Source organism: Streptomyces sp. NPDC050423, assembly GCF_040655445.1.
Classification (GTDB): domain Bacteria; phylum Actinomycetota; class Actinomycetes; order Streptomycetales; family Streptomycetaceae; genus Streptomyces.
Genome location: NZ_JBFAJY010000012.1, coordinates 16,195 through 31,988, shown reverse-complemented (window position 1 = coordinate 31,988; position 15,794 = coordinate 16,195). Strand labels below are relative to the sequence as shown.

At 70.2% G+C, this 15,794-nt stretch carries 17 protein-coding genes; 12 read left to right on the top strand and 5 right to left on the bottom strand.

Translation table 11 applies throughout. From position 1 onward, the window contains the following. Window positions 1-11 precede the first annotated feature (11 nt). A complete protein-coding gene (locus AB0I52_RS11650) occupies window positions 12-608 on the top strand; it encodes a hypothetical protein (RefSeq protein WP_363071327.1) in 597 nt (198 codons plus the stop codon). A gap of 149 nt (window positions 609-757) precedes the next feature. Next, on the top strand, window positions 758-1,012 hold the full coding sequence (locus AB0I52_RS11645) for a hypothetical protein (protein ID WP_363071325.1): 255 nt from the start codon (window positions 758-760) through the stop codon (window positions 1,010-1,012). A 124-nt stretch (window positions 1,013-1,136) separates the two neighbouring features. On the opposite strand, the gene AB0I52_RS11640 is transcribed toward AB0I52_RS11645, so the two are convergent. Beyond that, entirely contained in the window at window positions 1,137-1,583 is a 447-nt protein-coding gene (locus tag AB0I52_RS11640; protein WP_363071323.1) for a DUF1772 domain-containing protein, read from the bottom strand. A gap of 90 nt (window positions 1,584-1,673) precedes the next feature. Between AB0I52_RS11640 and AB0I52_RS11635 the strand changes: the two genes are divergently transcribed. The 4 genes from AB0I52_RS11635 (at window position 1,674) to AB0I52_RS11620 (ending at window position 5,149) form a co-directional block, all read left to right on the top strand. Next, window positions 1,674-2,252 (top strand): TetR/AcrR family transcriptional regulator, encoded by a 579-nt coding sequence (locus AB0I52_RS11635; RefSeq protein ID WP_363071321.1) that lies wholly within the window; start codon window positions 1,674-1,676, stop codon window positions 2,250-2,252. Window positions 2,253-2,367: 115 nt separating this feature from the next. Beyond that, on the top strand, window positions 2,368-3,645 hold the full coding sequence (locus tag AB0I52_RS11630; protein ID WP_363071319.1) for an alpha/beta fold hydrolase: 1,278 nt from the start codon (window positions 2,368-2,370) through the stop codon (window positions 3,643-3,645). A gap of 22 nt (window positions 3,646-3,667) precedes the next feature. After that, window positions 3,668-4,321 (top strand): MBL fold metallo-hydrolase, encoded by a 654-nt coding sequence (locus tag AB0I52_RS11625; protein WP_363071541.1) that lies wholly within the window; start codon window positions 3,668-3,670, stop codon window positions 4,319-4,321. 48 nt (window positions 4,322-4,369) lie between these two features. Further along, the gene (locus AB0I52_RS11620; protein ID WP_363071317.1) at window positions 4,370-5,149 is read left to right on the top strand and encodes an exodeoxyribonuclease III; all 780 of its coding nucleotides are present in this window, start codon (window positions 4,370-4,372) and stop codon (window positions 5,147-5,149) included. 13 nt (window positions 5,150-5,162) lie between these two features. On the opposite strand, the gene AB0I52_RS11615 is transcribed toward AB0I52_RS11620, so the two are convergent. Both AB0I52_RS11615 and AB0I52_RS11610 read right to left on the bottom strand, forming a co-directional pair. Further along, a complete protein-coding gene (locus AB0I52_RS11615; protein ID WP_363071315.1) occupies window positions 5,163-5,432 on the bottom strand; it encodes a glutaredoxin domain-containing protein in 270 nt (89 codons plus the stop codon). Next, complete coding sequence (locus tag AB0I52_RS11610; protein ID WP_363071313.1) at window positions 5,425-6,627, bottom strand: Cmx/CmrA family chloramphenicol efflux MFS transporter; 1,203 nt, start codon at window positions 6,625-6,627, stop codon at window positions 5,425-5,427. The genes AB0I52_RS11615 and AB0I52_RS11610 overlap by 8 nt, the downstream gene beginning before the upstream one ends. Window positions 6,628-7,098: 471 nt before the next feature. On the opposite strand from AB0I52_RS11610, the gene AB0I52_RS11605 reads away from it, so the two are divergent. The 6 genes from AB0I52_RS11605 to murJ all read left to right on the top strand — a co-directional run bounded on the left by AB0I52_RS11605 (window position 7,099) and on the right by murJ (window position 13,071). Further along, a complete protein-coding gene (locus AB0I52_RS11605; protein ID WP_363071311.1) occupies window positions 7,099-7,539 on the top strand; it encodes a DUF6278 family protein in 441 nt (146 codons plus the stop codon). Between the two features lie 156 nt (window positions 7,540-7,695). Then, complete coding sequence (locus tag AB0I52_RS11600) at window positions 7,696-8,439, top strand: amino acid ABC transporter ATP-binding protein (RefSeq protein ID WP_363071309.1); 744 nt, start codon at window positions 7,696-7,698, stop codon at window positions 8,437-8,439. Between the two features lie 14 nt (window positions 8,440-8,453). Further along, entirely contained in the window at window positions 8,454-9,365 is a 912-nt protein-coding gene (locus AB0I52_RS11595; protein ID WP_363071307.1) for a glutamate ABC transporter substrate-binding protein, read from the top strand. Window positions 9,366-9,381: 16 nt separating this feature from the next. Next, a complete protein-coding gene (locus AB0I52_RS11590) occupies window positions 9,382-10,026 on the top strand; it encodes an amino acid ABC transporter permease (protein ID WP_362957991.1) in 645 nt (214 codons plus the stop codon). After that, window positions 10,023-10,895 (top strand): amino acid ABC transporter permease, encoded by an 873-nt coding sequence (locus tag AB0I52_RS11585; RefSeq protein ID WP_363071304.1) that lies wholly within the window; start codon window positions 10,023-10,025, stop codon window positions 10,893-10,895. The genes AB0I52_RS11590 and AB0I52_RS11585 overlap by 4 nt, the downstream gene beginning before the upstream one ends. A 487-nt stretch (window positions 10,896-11,382) precedes the next feature. After that, entirely contained in the window at window positions 11,383-13,071 is a 1,689-nt protein-coding gene (gene murJ / locus AB0I52_RS11580; protein ID WP_363071302.1) for a murein biosynthesis integral membrane protein MurJ, read from the top strand. 179 nt (window positions 13,072-13,250) lie between these two features. Here murJ and AB0I52_RS11575 read toward each other — a convergent pair whose 3' ends face one another. Further along, entirely contained in the window at window positions 13,251-14,495 is a 1,245-nt protein-coding gene (locus AB0I52_RS11575; protein ID WP_363071300.1) for an ATP-grasp domain-containing protein, read from the bottom strand. Beyond that, complete coding sequence (locus AB0I52_RS11570) at window positions 14,434-15,705, bottom strand: MFS transporter (protein ID WP_363071298.1); 1,272 nt, start codon at window positions 15,703-15,705, stop codon at window positions 14,434-14,436. The genes AB0I52_RS11575 and AB0I52_RS11570 overlap by 62 nt, the downstream gene beginning before the upstream one ends. Window positions 15,706-15,794: the final 89 nt, after the last annotated feature.

Below are 15,794 nucleotides of genomic sequence, written 5' to 3'. Positions count from 1 at the left end.
CTCCCAGATCCATGACCGCAGCCGAGCACCCCGTCGTGCCGCGTCAGTCCCCGCCGCCCGAGCAGGGCGACGGACGGCCGCCGCAGGACCGGCGCAGAACGATCCGCCGACGCCTGATCACGGCGACCATCATCGTGCTGCTCATCGGCATCCCGGCCGGATATCTGCTGATCTCCGCGGGACAGAGCCGCCGCTCCGGCCAGGACAAGGCGGCCGAGGCCTCGGCCCAGGGTCTCCGCGAGGGCTGGCCGTCCCGGATGCTGCGCCGGATCTTCGAGGTACCGATCCCCGGTGACGCCGTGGAGGTCCAGTACTACGAGACGAACAACTGGAAGGCCAGCCGGATGTACGTGCAGTTCCGCACCACGTCCAACGGCCTCGACCGTTTCCTGACCCGGGTCGGCACCGGCCGCGCGGCCCTGACCACGGGCGAGGTCACCGTCGGCGACCGCGACACGAAGGTCGCGGGCTGGTACTTCGGCGACGGCGTCGCATGGGCGGGAACCACCCACACCAACGCGGACCCGCGCCCCACCCAGGACATCACCGTCGACATGACCGACCCGATGTCCCCCGTCGTGTACGTCGTGTCCGCGGCCACCCCGTGACCTCGCGCGCACTGAGGCGACTGGAGTAATCGGGGCTCCCTTCGGTGCCTTCCTCGTCCTGGACCGACGTGCCTGACCGAGTCGGTCCCGTGTCCGGGTCATGGTGGTTCCGCCCGCACCATTCGTGACGTATCGCAGAGGGAGTGCCCATGCTTCGAGGTATTGCAATCACCCTGGCCACGGTTGCCGCAGCAGGTTTCGTCGCCGCCGCCCCGGCCGCAGCCCACGACGGCGGCGGGGAGGCCGGCAAGGTCCTCGCGGGCTACCAGCAGATCGACGCCTCGCGCTCGAACGCGGAGTTCCTCAACCTCGGCGGCCCGTACGGCATCACGTACGCCAAGGAGAACAAGCAGCACCTGCAGGACGAGAAGGGCTTCCTCTACGCCGAGTACGTTGCCCGCTGATCCTCTCGCACCACGCGGGGCCCGTCCCATCGAGGGGCGGGCCCCCGCCTGTTCCCCGGCCGGGGCCGGGCCCTGCTGTCCGGCGGCGGTTGCGGCTGACGACCGGGCTGGTGGGCCCGTGGGTTCAGGCGAGGGCAGCGACCAGCAGGGTGAAGGCGGCGATGATGACGGCGACGCGGACGTAGTGGTAGCGCTCCCAGCGGTTCAGCTGCTGCTGCCAGTCGGCGGGCCGGTTCTCGGGGGTCCAGGTCTTGTTCCGGTTGTTGATCGGGACGAGCAGCAGCACCGACATGACCACGCTGACGATCAGCAGGCCGGCGGCGGCGGTGACGAGTCCGGTGCCGTCGTGGTGCCGTCCGGCGACGGCCCAGACCGCGCCGAGGACGAGCGAGCCCATGTACCAGAACGGCATCAGGGCGCCGAGCATCCGGCCGCCGTGGGCGTGGCCGAGCTGGCCGCTGTCCCCGGGAAGCGCGTCCAGGATCCGCTTCATGACGAAGACGACGCAGAACTCCACCCCCACCATCAAGCCGACGACCACGGTGGTGAAGACCTCGAGCGCGTTGAGCATGACGACCCCTCCTGAAGCTAGCGCTACTAGATGATGACGCAACGCTAGTACTGCTGCCGCTTGATTGTCTAGCAATGCTAGGATCGAATCATGTCGGTACAAGAACGCAAGGAGCGCGAACGGGCGGAGCGCGAGCGCCTCATCGTGGCGACAGCCCGTGAACTCGCCGAGCAGCAGGGCTGGGACGCGGTCACCACCCGCCGGCTCGCCGAGCGCATCGAATACAGCCAGCCCGTCCTCTACAGCCACTTCCGCGGCAAGCGCGAGATCATCGGCGCCGTCGCCCTCGAAGGCGCCGCCGAGATGGCCGCGGCGCTGCGGGCGGCGACCTCCGCCGCGGACGGACCTCGTACCCGGGTCGCCACCCTCGCCCGCACCTACCTCGACTTCGCCGCACGCAACCCGGCGGTCTACGACGCAATGTTCCAGCTCGACGGCGGCCTGGCGTTCGCGGACGAGGACACCCCGGAACCCCTCAAGGACGCCTTCGCCGCGCTGCTGGAGAGCCTGGGCGAGGTCGCCGGGGAGGGCGTCCACCCGGGGCTGTTCACCGAGGTGTTCTGGGCGTCCCTGCACGGGCTGGCGACCCTGACCCGGGCGGGACGGCTGCCGCCGCAGGACACCGGGGCGAGGGTGGAGCTGCTGGTGGACCGGCTCGCCATGATCTGACGCACCGTCCCGGCGGGCACGCGGCCGGGGCCTCCTGGCCCCGCCACCGCCTGTCAGCGCCAGGCAGTCGTGCCCCGGTCATAGGGGCCGTCGTGAGAGATGGGAGTCTGAATGGGTGAGTGAGACGACGGCAGAAACCCTGCAATACCGCTTCGACGGGCCGGAAGACGCCCCCGTCCTGGTGATCGGCCCCTCCCTCGGCACGTCATGGCACATGTGGGACCGGCAGATATCCGAGCTCATCCAGCACTGGAGAGTCTTCCGTTTCGACCTCCCGGGCCACGGCGGCGCACCCGCCCACCCGGCCACCGCCGTCGGTGACCTCGCCGACCGGCTGCTCGCCACCCTCGACGGCCTCGGTGTCCAGCGCTTCGGCTACGCGGGCTGCTCCCTCGGCGGTGCGATCGGCGCCGACCTCGCGCTGCGCCATCCGCACCGGGTCGCCTCGCTGGCCCTGGTGGCCTCCTCCGCCCGCTTCGGCAGCGCCGACGAATTCCGGCAGCGCGGGGTGATCGTCCGCACCAATGGGCTGGAGCCGATGGCCCGCTCCGCTCCGGAGCGGTGGTTCACCCCCGGGTTCGCCGCCGCCCAGCCCGCCATCGTCGAGTGGGCCGTCCAGATGGTCCGCACCACCGACCCGGGCTGCTACATCGCCGCCTGCGAAGCCCTCGCCGCCTTCGACATCCGTACGGCACTGGGCCGGATCGGTGTCCCCACGCTCGTCCTGGTCGGCGCCGAGGACCAGGTCACCGGCCCCGGCGACGCCCGCACCCTGGTCGCGGGCATACCCGACGCCCGGCTGGCCCTCGTTCCGGGCGCCTCCCACCTGGCCCCGGTCGAGCAGCCCGGAGCCGTCACCGACCTCCTGCTCACCCACTTCTCCGCCGCGTGGCAGGACACCCAGGCGGCCATTCCGGCGCCCTCCTTCGCCCCGCGGATCTCCGCCCCCGTACTGCCCGTCGCGGAGATCACCGCGGCCACCGCACAGCCCGCGGACCCCTCGCAGGAGCGCGCCGATTCGTACCCGCAGGGCATGAGGATCCGCCGCGAAGTGCTCGGGGACGCCCATGTGGACGGTGCCATGGCCGCCTCCGACGACTTCACCGACGACTTTCAGGAGCTCGTCACCCGCTACGCCTGGGGCGAGGTGTGGAGCCGGGAGGGGCTGGACCGGCGCACGCGCAGCACTGTCACGCTCACCGCGCTGGTCGCCTCCGGACATCTGGAGGGACTGGCCGCGCACGTCAGCGCCGCCCTGCGCAACGGTCTCACCCCGGCCGAGATCCGGGAGGTCCTGCTCCAGACGGCCGTGTACTGCGGCATTCCGGCCGCGGGCGCCGCCTTCACGATCGCGCAGTCGGTGATTCAGGCGGAAACGACACCGCCCGCGTAGCAGGATGGGACCCATGAACGCTGTGAATCCCGAGCCGTTCGCGCTCACCCTGACCAAGAAGTCCCACTCCTGCATCCGTCTGGAGAAGGCCGGGCGCACGCTCGTCATCGACCCGGGCGGCTTCTCGGAGCAGGACGCCGCGGTCGGTGCCGACGCGATCCTGGTGACGCACGAGCACCCCGACCACTTCAACGAGGAGCGGCTGCGGGCCGGACTGGAGGCCAGTCCGGCCGCCGAGATCTGGACCCTGCGCAGCGTGGCGGACCAGCTCGGCGCGGCGTTCCCGGGACGCGTCCACACCGTCGGGCACGGCGACGCTTTCACGGCCGCCGGGTTCGACGTCCAGGTGCACGGCGAACTCCACGCGGTGATCCACCCGGACATCCCGCGGGTCACCAACATCGGCTTCCTGGTGGACGACTCGCTGTTCCACCCGGGCGACGCGCTCACCGTGCCCGACCGCCCGGTCGACACCCTGATGCTCCCGGTGATGGCTCCGTGGAACAAGATCTCCGAGGTCATCGACTACGTCCGCGAGGTCGCGCCGCGCCGCGCCATCGACATCCACGACGCGCTTCTCACCGATCTCGCCCGCCCGATCTACGACACCCAGATCGGCGGCCTCGGCGGCACCGACCACGGGCGGCTTGCACCGGGGGACTCGACGGCCGTGTGAGGGACGGCGCCCCGGCGGCTGTCAGTGGCAGCCGCTAGGTTTACGTACATGCGCATCGCCACCTGGAACGTCAACTCGATCACCGCCCGACTGCCGAGGCTGCTCGCCTGGCTGGAGAGCACCGGCACGGACGTGCTGTGCGTCCAGGAGACCAAGTGCACCGCCGAGCAGTTCCCGGCGGAGGCGCTCCGCGAGCTCGGCTACGAGTCCGCGGTCAACGCCACCGGCCGGTGGAACGGGGTGGCGATCATCTCCCGGGCCGGCCTGTCCGACGTCGTGACGGGGCTGCCCGGCGGCCCCGAGTACGACGCCGTGCAGGAGCCCCGCGCGATCGGTGCGACCTGCGGCCCCGTCCGCCTCTGGTCGGTGTACGTGCCCAACGGCCGCGAGGTCGAGCACGAGCACTACGCGTACAAGCTGCGCTGGTTGGAGGCGCTGCGGACGGCGGTCGCGGCGGACGCCTCGGGGGCGCTGCCGTTCGCGGTCATCGGCGACTTCAACGTGGCCCCGACCGACGAGGACGTCTGGGACCCGGCCCTCTTCGAGGGCGCCACCCATGTCACGCCCGCCGAGCGGGCCGCCCTCGCGGCGCTGCGCGAGGAGGGCCTCGCCGACGTCATGCCGCGCCCCCTGAAGTACGACCGCCCCTACACCTTCTGGGACTACCGCGAGCTGCGCTTCCCGAAGAACAAGGGCATGCGCATCGACCTCGTCTACGGCAACGCCCCGTTCACCGCCGCCGTCAAGGACAGCTACGTGGACCGCGAGGAGCGCAAGGGCAAGGGCGCGTCCGACCACGCTCCGGTGGTCGTCGACCTCGACCTCTGAGCACGGGCTGTGCTCAGGCGCCCGCCCCGGGTGCCTGAGCCCGCACGGCCTCCATCACCCGGCTCTTCGACGGGTTGACCATGGCCTTCCCGCCCACGGTGACCGTCGGCACGGTCTCGTTCCCGTCCGCCACGGAGCGGACGAACGCGGCGGCCTCGGGGTCCCGCCGGATGTTGACCTCGGTGTACTCCAGCTTCGTGAACCGGAGCCGCAGCCGGAGATTCATGCAGTACGGGCAGCCGGGCCGCCAGTAGACGACCACCCCGGCTCGGTCCTCAGCCACTCGAACTCCCCTGTTCGTATGTGTGTGCGTCTGCGCCAGATCCTAGTGCCGGGGCCGGGCGGCAGGCCCGCGCGGCTCCGGCGGTGCCGAGCGCCAGGATCATCAGCAGCGCGCTCACCCAGAGCGGCGCCCGGAAACCGAACCCCGCACCGATCGCGAGCCCGCCGATCCAAGGGCCGAGTGCGCCGCCCACATTGAACGACGCGGTGGCGAACGAACCCGACAGGGTCGGCGCACCGTCCGCCAGGCGGAACACGTGCGTGATCAGGGCGGTGCCGGTGCCGAACGCCAGCATCCCCTGGACGAGAACGAGCACGAACACCGCCACGGGGCTCCCCGCCGTCCATGCGAAAAGCGCCCAGCCGACGGTGAGCGACACCAGCCCGGCAGCCGTCAGCGCGACCGGCCGGGAGTCGATGATCCGGCCGCAGACGGTGACCCCGATGAACGAGCCGACCCCGAACAGGGCGAGCAGGGCGGGCACCCATGCGGAGCCGAACCCGGTGACATGTGTGGCGATCGGTTCGAGATACGAGAACGCGCAGAAGGTCGCGCCCTGCACGAGCGCGCTCGTCAGCAGCGTCAGCTGCAGCCCGCGCCCCGCCAGGCTCCGCAGTTCGGCGCGTGCGCTCGGCAGCGCGGACGGGGGCCGCCCCGCCGGAATCGCCGCCGCGATCACGGCGATCGCCGGCAGCGAGACGAGGGCGACGGCCCAGAAGGCCGCCCGCCACCCCCACTGGGCGCCCAGCCACGCCCCGGTGGGGACCCCCGCCACACAGGCGACGGTGACACCCCCGACGACCACGGAGGTCGCGCGGGCCCGCGCCCCCGGCCCGGCCAGGGCGACCGCGGTCACCAGGGCGACCGCCCAGAAGCCGGCATTCGCCAGCGCCCCGACGACCCGCGTCGCGAGCAGCAGACCGTAGCTGGAGGTGACCGCGCCGACGACATGGACGGCCGCGAAGACACCGAGGAAGAACAACAGGGCCCGCCGACGGGGCCAGTTGCGGCCCAGGAGCGCCATCAGCGGCGCCCCGATCACGATCCCGACGGCGAACGCCGAGGTCAGCAGGGCTGCGGCGGGGATGGAGACACCCAGGTCGTCGGAGATGGCAGACAGCAGGCCGGACAGCATGAACTCGGAAGTGCCCTGGGCGAAGACGGCGAGCCCGAGCGCGTAAACGGAAAACGGCATGAAGGAACCCCATGGACGGCTGATGGACAGAACCGGTAGGGGAAGCGGGCCGCACCCGCTCGCGTCAACGAGCGGCAACGCGGCGCAACGGTCACCGTGATCGTGGCCGTGACACGGCACATCGGCGGAGCCGTGACCGCCGGGGGATCCTCACCCCGGTGCGTACGCCGAAGCGCAACCCGCAACCGCATGGGTCCGGGGTGGCAGCCGTGCATGACCGGGGCGGACGTGGTCCGGCCGGTCCGGGAGCCACCGGGGGACCGGTGGCTAGCTTCTGTCCGACTCGGGGCTGCACATGATCGCGAAGCTATCAGTGCGCGGCGGGATGTCACCACCGCTTTTCCGGGCCCGCCCCGGGGCTGCCGGACATGGCCGGGGTGAACACACGAGGTACGTCAGGTGTTCAGCGCTCGAACGACAGACCGCGCGTCCTGTGGTGCGGATCCGGGCCGGGATGCGACCCTGAGCGGTATGAACATCCCTTTCTTGGACAACTGGCGTAAGCGTCATGACGGTACGCGGGAGGCGGGGCTCGCCGCCGCCGTCGACGCCGATCCGGAAGGCGTGGCCCAACTGCTCGCCGAATGTGACCTGCTCCGCGTCCGGGCCGGGGAGCGGGGGCTCGAACTCGACGACAGTCCGGCCTCGTTGGCCGCACTGGACCAGCTGCCGCCGCGCTGGCGCGACGACCCGGAGGAGCTGCCCTGGCTGGGCAATGACGCCGGGCTCTACCTGGGCACGGTCCTGGTGCGCAACGTTCCCGGTGCGCTCTGGCACATCTGGCCGAGCGGCCAGCCCGTGGTGCGGCTCGCCTCCGGACGCGAGATCGATGTGGTCGAGGCCGGCCTGAGCTGGGCGATGTCGGGCACCCCGGAGCTGTCCCAGCTCTACTCGGAGTCGGCCGAGAGCTGAGGCGGCCGTGCGGACCGGGACGGTCCCCGCGCCGCTCAGCGCTGCGGCGCGATAAAACGCCTTATACCCCATTTACGCGTGTCGGGTGTGAAGTCCCTTGCCGGGATGGATAGTTTGCGCTGACCTCGACCAAGCGATAAGTGGGTAGGGCAGCGAATGGCCGTCGATCCGTTGATCGAGCTGCGTGACGTCAATAAGTTCTACGGAAAGTTGCACGTACTGCAGGACATCAATCTCACCGTCGGCCGCGGGGAGGTGGTGGTGGTCATCGGCCCTTCCGGCTCGGGCAAGTCCACCCTCTGCCGGACCATCAACCGGCTCGAAACGATCGAGTCGGGCCACATCACGCTCGACGGCAGACCCCTTCCCGAGGAGGGCAAGGGGCTCGCCCAGCTGAGAGCCGAAGTCGGCATGGTCTTCCAGTCGTTCAACCTGTTCGCCCACAAGACCGTCCTGGCGAACGTCTCGCTCGCTCAGCTCAAGGTCCGCAAGCGGAAGAAGGACGAGGCCGACCTGCGGTCCCGCGAACTGCTGGAACGGGTGGGACTCGCCTCGCAGGCCGACAAGTTCCCCGCCCAGCTCTCCGGCGGCCAGCAGCAGCGCGTGGCCATCGCCCGCGCCCTCGCCATGGACCCCAAGGCGCTCCTCTTCGACGAGCCCACCTCGGCGCTCGACCCGGAGATGATCAACGAGGTGCTGGAAGTGATGCAGCAACTCGCCCGGGAGGGCATGACGATGGTCGTCGTCACGCACGAGATGGGCTTCGCCCGGTCCGCCGCCAACCGGGTCGTCTTCATGGCCGACGGCCGCATCATCGAGGACCGCACCCCGGAGGACTTCTTCACCGCGCCGGAGAGCGACCGCGCCAAGGACTTCCTGTCCAAGATCCTCAAGCACTGACGGGAGGCCCTGTGTTGCGTACGAGAAAAGTACTGGCCGCCTGTGCCGTCCTCCTGCTGGCGGTTCTCGCCGCCGGCTGCGGGAAGAACGGCAGCCCGCCGGTGAAGGGGCCGAAGGCCGGGGCGCTGCCGGTCTACCAGGTCGACACCGGCTTCCGGCTGCCCGGCTCCAGCACCTGGACGAAGGCGAAGAAGCGCGGATACCTGCGGGTGGGCGCCAAGGAGGACCAGCCCTACCTGGGCGAGAAGGACCCGGCCACCGGGGTCTACTCCGGCTTCGACATCGAGATCGCCCGGATGATGTCGGCCTCGCTGGGCTTCGACCCGAAGACGATCCGGTTCAAGACGATCGCCTCGGCCAACCGCGAGACGGCACTGCAGAACGGGCAGATCGACTACTACGTCGGCACCTACACGATCAACGCCATGCGCAAGAAGCTCGTCGGATTCGCCGGCCCCTACTACATGGCAGGGCAGGGGCTGCTGGTCCGCACCGACGAGAACGACATCCACGGCCCGCAGGACCTGGCGGGCAAGACGGTCTGCTCGGCGGCGGGTTCGACCCCGTACCAGCGGATCGCCGCCGACTACCCGAAGGCCGACCTGGTCTCCTACGACACCTACTCCATCTGTGTCGACAACCTGCTGACCTACCAGGTCGACGTCGTCACCACCGACGACGCGATCCTGCTGGGCTTCGCCGCCAAGGCGCCCGACGAGATGAAGGTCGTCGGCAAACCGTTCTCCGAGGAGCCCTACGGCATCGGCGTCCCGCGCGGCGACAACGCCCTGCGGTTCGCGCTGGACGACGCGCTGGAGACCAACGAGAAGAACGGCAACTGGAAGAAGGCCTTCGAGGCCACGCTCGGACTCTCCGGGGCGCCCGCACCGAAGCCGCCGCCCATCGACCGCTACCCGGCGACCTGAGAGGACGACCAGAACCATGGACGTACTCACCGAGAACTTCTCGCTCTACGGCAAGGGCTTCCTCGGCACCCTCGAACTCACCGTCTACGCCTCGATCCTGGCGATGGTCCTCGGCTTCGTGATGGCCTCCTGCCGGGTGGCGCCCGTCGGCTCGTTCCGGGTGCTCGGCACGGTCTGGGTCACCGTGCTGCGCAACACCCCGCTGACCCTGCTCTTCTTCGCCGTACTGCTCGGCCTGCCGCGCTTCGGCCTGGTGCTCCCGTTCAAGGTCTTCGCGGTCCTCGCACTCGGCTGCTACACCTCCGCGTTCATCTGCGAGGTGCTGCGCTCCGGGATCAACACCGTGCCCAAGGGCCAGGGCGAGGCAGCACGCAGCCTCGGCATGACGTTCGGTCAGACGCTCGGCAACGTGGTGCTTCCGCAGGCGTTCCGCTCGGTGATCCCGCCGATCGGCTCGACGCTCATCGCGCTGGCAAAGAACTCGGCGATCGCCGGCGCGTTCAGCGTCACCGAGCTGCTCGGCACCTACAAGACCCTCAACGAGCTGGGATTCAGCATCATCTGGACCTTCGTCTGGATCGCCGTCGGCTATCTGATCATCACGCTGTCGATCAGCGTGGTGTTCAACGTGATGGAGAAGCGCTGGGGAGTCGCCCGATGACCACCCACTCCGTACCCTCCGCCACCGCGCTCTACGACATCCCCGGACCGCTGACCCGCAAACGGCATCTCATCTACGGAGTCGTCTCGACGGCCCTGATCCTCGCCCTGGTCGGCTGGGTCATCTACCTGCTCTTCGACACCGACCAGTTCACCGCCGCCAAATGGTCGCCCTTCGAGTACAAGGGCATCCAGGAACTGCTGCTGCGCGGCCTCGGCAACACCCTGAAGGCGTTCGCGTTCGCCGCGGTGCTCTCGCTGGCCCTCGGGGCCGTCCTCGCAGTCGGGAGGCTCTCCGACCACCGGCCGGTGCGCTGGGCCGCCACGGTCCTCGTCGAGTTCTTCCGTGCCATGCCCGTGCTGGTGATGATCTTCTTCGTCTTCGTCGCGCTGAAGGTGCAGCCGCTGCCGGCGCTGGTCGCCGGACTGACGCTGTACAACGGCTCGGTGCTCGCCGAGGTGTTCCGCACCGGCATCAACTCGGTGGAACGCGGCCAGCACGAGGCGGCGTTCGCCCTCGGTATGCGCAAGACGCAGGTCACGACGTTCGTCCTGGCCCCGCAGGCGGTGCGCGCGATGCTGCCCACCATCATCAGCCAGCTGGTGGTGGCGCTGAAGGACACCTCACTCGGCTATCTGATCACGTACGAGGAATTCCTTCATGCCGGGAAGCTCATCGCCTCCAACCTCGACTACGATCTTCCCTTCATCCCTGTAGTGATGGTGATCTCGCCGATCTACATCGGGATGTGCATGCTGCTCTCCTGGTTCGCCACCTGGGTGGCCAAGCGGCAGCGGCGCAATCCGAGGACGGAGGCGGTGGACGTCGCACCGGCCGGTCCAGGAACGCTCCTGCCGGGAGCGCGGTAGCCGGGTAGCGCCGTGAGGCGGTACCCGGGAGCGGTGCCCGCCCGGCAGCAGCCGGTGATCACTTCTCGCGCAACGGCTCGGACGGCACGACGGTCCGCGCCGGCGAGGGGAAGGTCAGCTGTGAGCCGGCCGGGCTGTGCTCGGTGCGCGACGGGCCGACGGTGTCGGCCATCGGGGCACGTCGGTGACCGGCCGGGACGCCGTGGGAGCCGGAGGAAGATCTCCGGGCCCACGGGGAACGGCCGGCCCGGCGTCCGCCCGGAGCGCACCGCCGGTCCATGGCCCCCGTGCACACCGGTGAGAGGCCGGGTTCCCCGCGTCCGGTATTCTCCCCCCTTCGATCCCGACGACCACCCGCTCGCACCGCCGCGCCGCGAGCCGGCACCGGCGAGGAGGTCGTGGAGACCCTCGGAGAGTGGGAGACATCGGTGCGCGGAGCAGCCGGCCACACCCTGTACCGGACGTTCCGGGCCCGCCCGGTGCGCCGGTGACGGCCGCGGACGCGGCCACCGGGGTCGCCACGCGGGAGCACGAGCAGCCGGGCTCGGGCTCGGTGCTGCGCAGCGGCGCCGTCATGGCAGCCGGGTCCGTCGTCTCGCGGGCCACGGGATTCATACGCTCGGCGGTCGTCGTCGCCGCGCTCGGCACCGGATTGCGGGCCGACGGCTACACGGTCGCCAACACCCTGCCCAACATCCTCTACATGCTGCTGATCGGCGGCGCCCTGAACGCCGTCTTCGTCCCCGAACTCGTCCGGGTCGCCAAGGAACACACCGACGGCGGGGCCGCCTACACCGACCGCCTCCTCACCCTGTGCACGGCCGGGCTCCTCGCCCTCACCGCGCTCGCCGTCGTCGGCGCCCCGCTGATCATCTCCCTGTACGCCCCCACCTACGACGGGGACCAGGCCGAACTCACCATCGCCCTGGCCCGCTACTGCCTGCCCCAGATCCTCTTCTACGGGCTCTTCACCCTCCTCGGACAGGTACTCAACGCACGCAACCGGTTCGGAGCGATGATGTGGACCCCGGTCCTCAACAACGTCGTGATCATCGCCGTGTTCGGGCTCTACCTCTGGACCGCGGCGGGCTCGGACGGCAGCCTGACCTCCGCACAGGCCCAGTTGCTCGGCTGGGGGACCACGGCCGGGATCGCCGTGCAGACCCTGGCGCTCGTACCCGCCCTGCGCGCCGCGAAGTTCCGCTGGCGGCCGCGGTTCGACTGGCGCGGCAGCGGTCTCACCCGGCCGCTGCGCGCGGCCGGCTGGCTCGTCATGCTCGTGCTGACCAACCAGGCCGCCTACTGGGTGGTGACCCGGCTCTCCACCGCGAGCGGCCAGCGCGCCGTGGACCAGGGCGTGGCGGGCGGCGCGGGTTACACCGCGTACAGCTACGCCTTCCAGCTGTGGGTGGTGCCGCAGGGCATCGTGACCGTCAGCCTCGTCACGGCGCTGATGCCGCGGATGAGCCGGGCGGCGGCCGAGGGCGATCTGGCCGGGGTGCGGCGGGACGTCTCGTACGCGCTGCGGACCTCGGCCGCGGTGGTGATCCCGGCCGCCGCCGCGCTGCTCGCCCTCGCGCCGTGGGTGATGGGAGCGGTGTTCGGCTACGGACGGACCGGCCCGGCGGACGTCACCGTGATGGCGGGCATGATGGCGGCCTTCGCACCGGGGCTCATCGCGTACTCCGGGCAGTACGTGCTCTCCCGCGGGTTCTACGCGATGAGCGACACCCGTACGCCGTTCTGCCTGAACCTCGTCATCGCGGCGCTCAACGCCGGCCTCGCGGTCGCCGCGTATCTGCTGCTGCCCGCGCGCTGGGCGGTCACGGGGATGGCCGGGGCGTACTCCGTCGCGCTGTTCGCCGGCTTCGCCGTCACCGCGTACGTACTGCACCGAAGGGTCTCCGGGAGCGGCGCGGAGCGGCCCTCTCTGGTGCGCTCGCCCGGAGTGCGGGCGCACGCGCGCCTGGTGGCCGCCTGCGTGCCCGCGGGGCTGCTGGCCTACGCGGCGGCCCTCGCCGTCGACACGGAGGGCTCCGGGCTCGGGGACTTCGGCGCGGCGGCCACGGGGATGGCGGTCCTCGTCCTGGTGGTGGCGGTGCTGGCCCGTCCGCTGCGGCTGACCGAGGTCAGCACCGCGCTGGCAGCCGTCCGGAGCCGGCTGCGGCGGAGCTGAGCGCCGCTCACGGGGCGTCCCGGTCCGGGCCGGCCCGCCCGGTCACGTCTCCCACTCGCTCCAGAACATCGAGGCCGCCCCGAACGGAATGAAGCGGGGCGGCCTCGATGATGTGCATCGGCCGACCGTGATGAGCTGTGGCGCTCGAAGAACGTCACCCGGCCGCAGGCCGTGTCCGGTCAGCCGGCCGACTCCGCACCGGCGGCCTGCTCGGGCGTGAAGGGGTCGACACGTATGGAAGAGAAGGCGTCACGGAGGAACCGGTCGAGCTCGGCCGAGTCGCCGGGGCCGACGATGCCGGCCAGCGGGATGTCGGTGTCCGCGTAGCTGAGCGCCGTCTTGACCGGTTCGTCCTCGGGCCGCTGGCTCCACCGGTGGACGAGCGGGCTCTCGCGGAACGCCGCTTCGCCCTCGATCCGGCAGTACTCGGCACCGAGCTCGTGGCCCGGCCAGGCGAACCAGCCGTAGCGGGAACCGTCGCCCTGGGACCAGGTCAGGTTCTCGGCGTCCGCACCACCGGTGACCAACTGCAGGTACCGGGAGGGCAGGTGCACTCCGGTGGCGAGCTCGAAGGTGTCCACCACGTCGGCGCCGCCGAAGCGGGCGCCGACCTCCAGGAATACCAGCCCGTCCGGGGCCTCGATGCCTTCGAGGTGGAAGAGGCTGGTGGTGATGGAGACGGCGGCAAGGCACTCCGCGGTCCAGCGGCTCAGCTCCGGGGTCAGCTCGATCTGCACCGAGCCGAGCGGCGTTCCCTGCGCGTATCCCAGACAGGTGCCGACGTAGCGGCTGGCCTGGATCGCCATGGGCTTGCCGTCGATCAGCATGCCGTCCACGTGGACGATGGGTCCGGTGACGAACTCCTCGACCTCGAAGCCGTCCTGCTCGGCTCCTTGGGGCACCCCGGCCTCACGGACCGCCGCCAGGGCCGCGTCCGCCGTCGGGTAGATGTGGACGTTCAGGCTCGCCGCGCCGTCCAGCGGCTTGAGCACCGTCTCGCCCGACCAGGGCAGCCCGCCGGGCCCGGCATCGAGCGCTTCGGTCAGCGACAGGAACCGGGGAACCCGCAGACCCGCCGCGGCGACCGCGGACTTCATGACCACCTTGTCGCGCCAGGGCCGGATGTCCTCCTCCCGGTCGCCGGGCACGCCGAGGGCCGCCCGTACCCGAGCGCCGGCGATGAGGTCGAACTCGGAGAGCGCGAGCACCATGTCGAAGGCGGGGAGCCCGGAGACGGCGGCCAGCACCTCCTCCGTGAGGTCGCCGGTGTCGGGACGCTCGATGCGCGTGCAGCGGAGGTCGGACGGAAGGGTGGCCAGCCGGTCCGCAGGGCCGACGTAGGTGACGTCGTGTGCCGCGTGGTCAATTCCGTTCGCGTGCCGGATCATTTTGTCCGTGACTCGGTGCAGGATCAGGATGCGCATGATAGTTCCTCAGACGGGCGAGAAGCGGTATGAGTAGGACGACGGCGCAGACGGAGCCGATGACGGAACCCAGAACAATGCTCTGGGCGCTGAAGGACGTAGTGAAGAGGGTCACCAGGAGTCCGGCTGCCGGCAGTGACAGCTGATTCAGGAGGATGATGATGGCGATCGTTTTCGCGAAGTGCTCGCGCGGAATTCTTCTGACGCGCTCCGTGCGTATGACGACATTGAAGAATCCGACGACCCCGAGCAGGACCGCGTAGCTCACCGCGTACTGAGTGAAGGTGTTCGCCAGGCCGACTCCGATGCCGCCCAGGCAGATCAGGGAGTAGGACGTCATCAGGGCGGCGAAAGGATTCAGCCGCTTGGTCAGGCTCGGGACGACGAAGAACGTCAGGATGCCGACGATGCCGGCTCCGGCACTCAACGCCGCGTAGTACTTGTCCGGTTGGTGGAAGACGCCCACGGTGGTGGCGGCGCTGGTGGCCATGCCGACACCGACCATGAGGTTGACCGTCATGGTCAGTCCGACCAGACCCAGGATCGCGGGCAGCTTGAGCAGGGTCCTCACGCCCTCGCCGATGCCGGTGATCACCGAACGGACCGTGGTACGTTCAGCTGTGCCCCCGGCGAGTGCCTCGACCCGGAGCGAGTGGCGCAGGGACAGGGTGTTGAGCGTGGTCAGCCCGTACACCACACCGATCACCGCGAGCAGGCTCGTGGTCGGCAGTGCGGCGGCGAGCAGCGCGGCGAGCACAGGGCCCACCACCTCGCTGGTCTGTTCCGTCCCCTGGATGATCGACTGCGCCCGGACCATCTGGTCCATGGGAACGAACCGCGGGAGCGTGGCCTCAAGGGCGACGTACGACTGCGCGCCGGCCACCGACATGCCGGCGGCCAGTACGCACAGCGTGAAGAACTTCCCGTCGGGCAGCAGGAACATCAGGGCGAACGCGGTCAGCGCCAGCCCGGAGCGGACGACGTCCGAGCCTATGTACAGGATGTAGCTGCGTATTCGGTCCGCGAACACCCCGGCCACGGGTAGGAAGACCACGCGGGGAAGCCATTCGACAAGGAAGATCAGGCCGGTCTGCGACGCGCTGCCCGTTAATTTGTAGGCGAGCAGTGGAATGGCGAACAGGAGGAACTGGTCGCCGAGCGCGGCCAGTCCGCGACCGGCCACGAAACGCGCCACCTGGGGGGTCGGCATATACGCGTGTTTCGGTATTCCCGTATCGCCGCCGCCGAGTTCCCTGTCCCCTCCGGGGGCCTCGGTCGTACTCTCCCTCTCTTCGTGGC

What these genes read in the sequence shown, in the direction of transcription:
- AB0I52_RS11645 (WP_363071325.1), top strand. Translation starts at nt 758, where the DNA reads ATGCTTCGAGGTATTGCAATCACCCTGGCCACGGTTGCCGCAGCAGGT.
- AB0I52_RS11640 (WP_363071323.1), bottom strand. Translation starts at nt 1,583, where the DNA reads ATGCTCAACGCGCTCGAGGTCTTCACCACCGTGGTCGTCGGCTTGATG.
- AB0I52_RS11650 (WP_363071327.1), top strand. Translation starts at nt 12, where the DNA reads ATGACCGCAGCCGAGCACCCCGTCGTGCCGCGTCAGTCCCCGCCGCCC.
- AB0I52_RS11570 (WP_363071298.1), bottom strand. Translation starts at nt 15,705, where the DNA reads ATGCCGACCCCCCAGGTGGCGCGTTTCGTGGCCGGTCGCGGACTGGCC.
- AB0I52_RS11600 (WP_363071309.1), top strand. Translation starts at nt 7,696, where the DNA reads ATGGCCGTCGATCCGTTGATCGAGCTGCGTGACGTCAATAAGTTCTAC.
- AB0I52_RS11635 (WP_363071321.1), top strand. Translation starts at nt 1,674, where the DNA reads ATGTCGGTACAAGAACGCAAGGAGCGCGAACGGGCGGAGCGCGAGCGC.
- AB0I52_RS11590 (WP_362957991.1), top strand. Translation starts at nt 9,382, where the DNA reads ATGGACGTACTCACCGAGAACTTCTCGCTCTACGGCAAGGGCTTCCTC.
- AB0I52_RS11610 (WP_363071313.1), bottom strand. Translation starts at nt 6,627, where the DNA reads ATGCCGTTTTCCGTTTACGCGCTCGGGCTCGCCGTCTTCGCCCAGGGC.
- AB0I52_RS11575 (WP_363071300.1), bottom strand. Translation starts at nt 14,495, where the DNA reads ATGCGCATCCTGATCCTGCACCGAGTCACGGACAAAATGATCCGGCAC.
- AB0I52_RS11620 (WP_363071317.1), top strand. Translation starts at nt 4,370, where the DNA reads ATGCGCATCGCCACCTGGAACGTCAACTCGATCACCGCCCGACTGCCG.
- AB0I52_RS11585 (WP_363071304.1), top strand. Translation starts at nt 10,023, where the DNA reads ATGACCACCCACTCCGTACCCTCCGCCACCGCGCTCTACGACATCCCC.
- AB0I52_RS11605 (WP_363071311.1), top strand. Translation starts at nt 7,099, where the DNA reads ATGAACATCCCTTTCTTGGACAACTGGCGTAAGCGTCATGACGGTACG.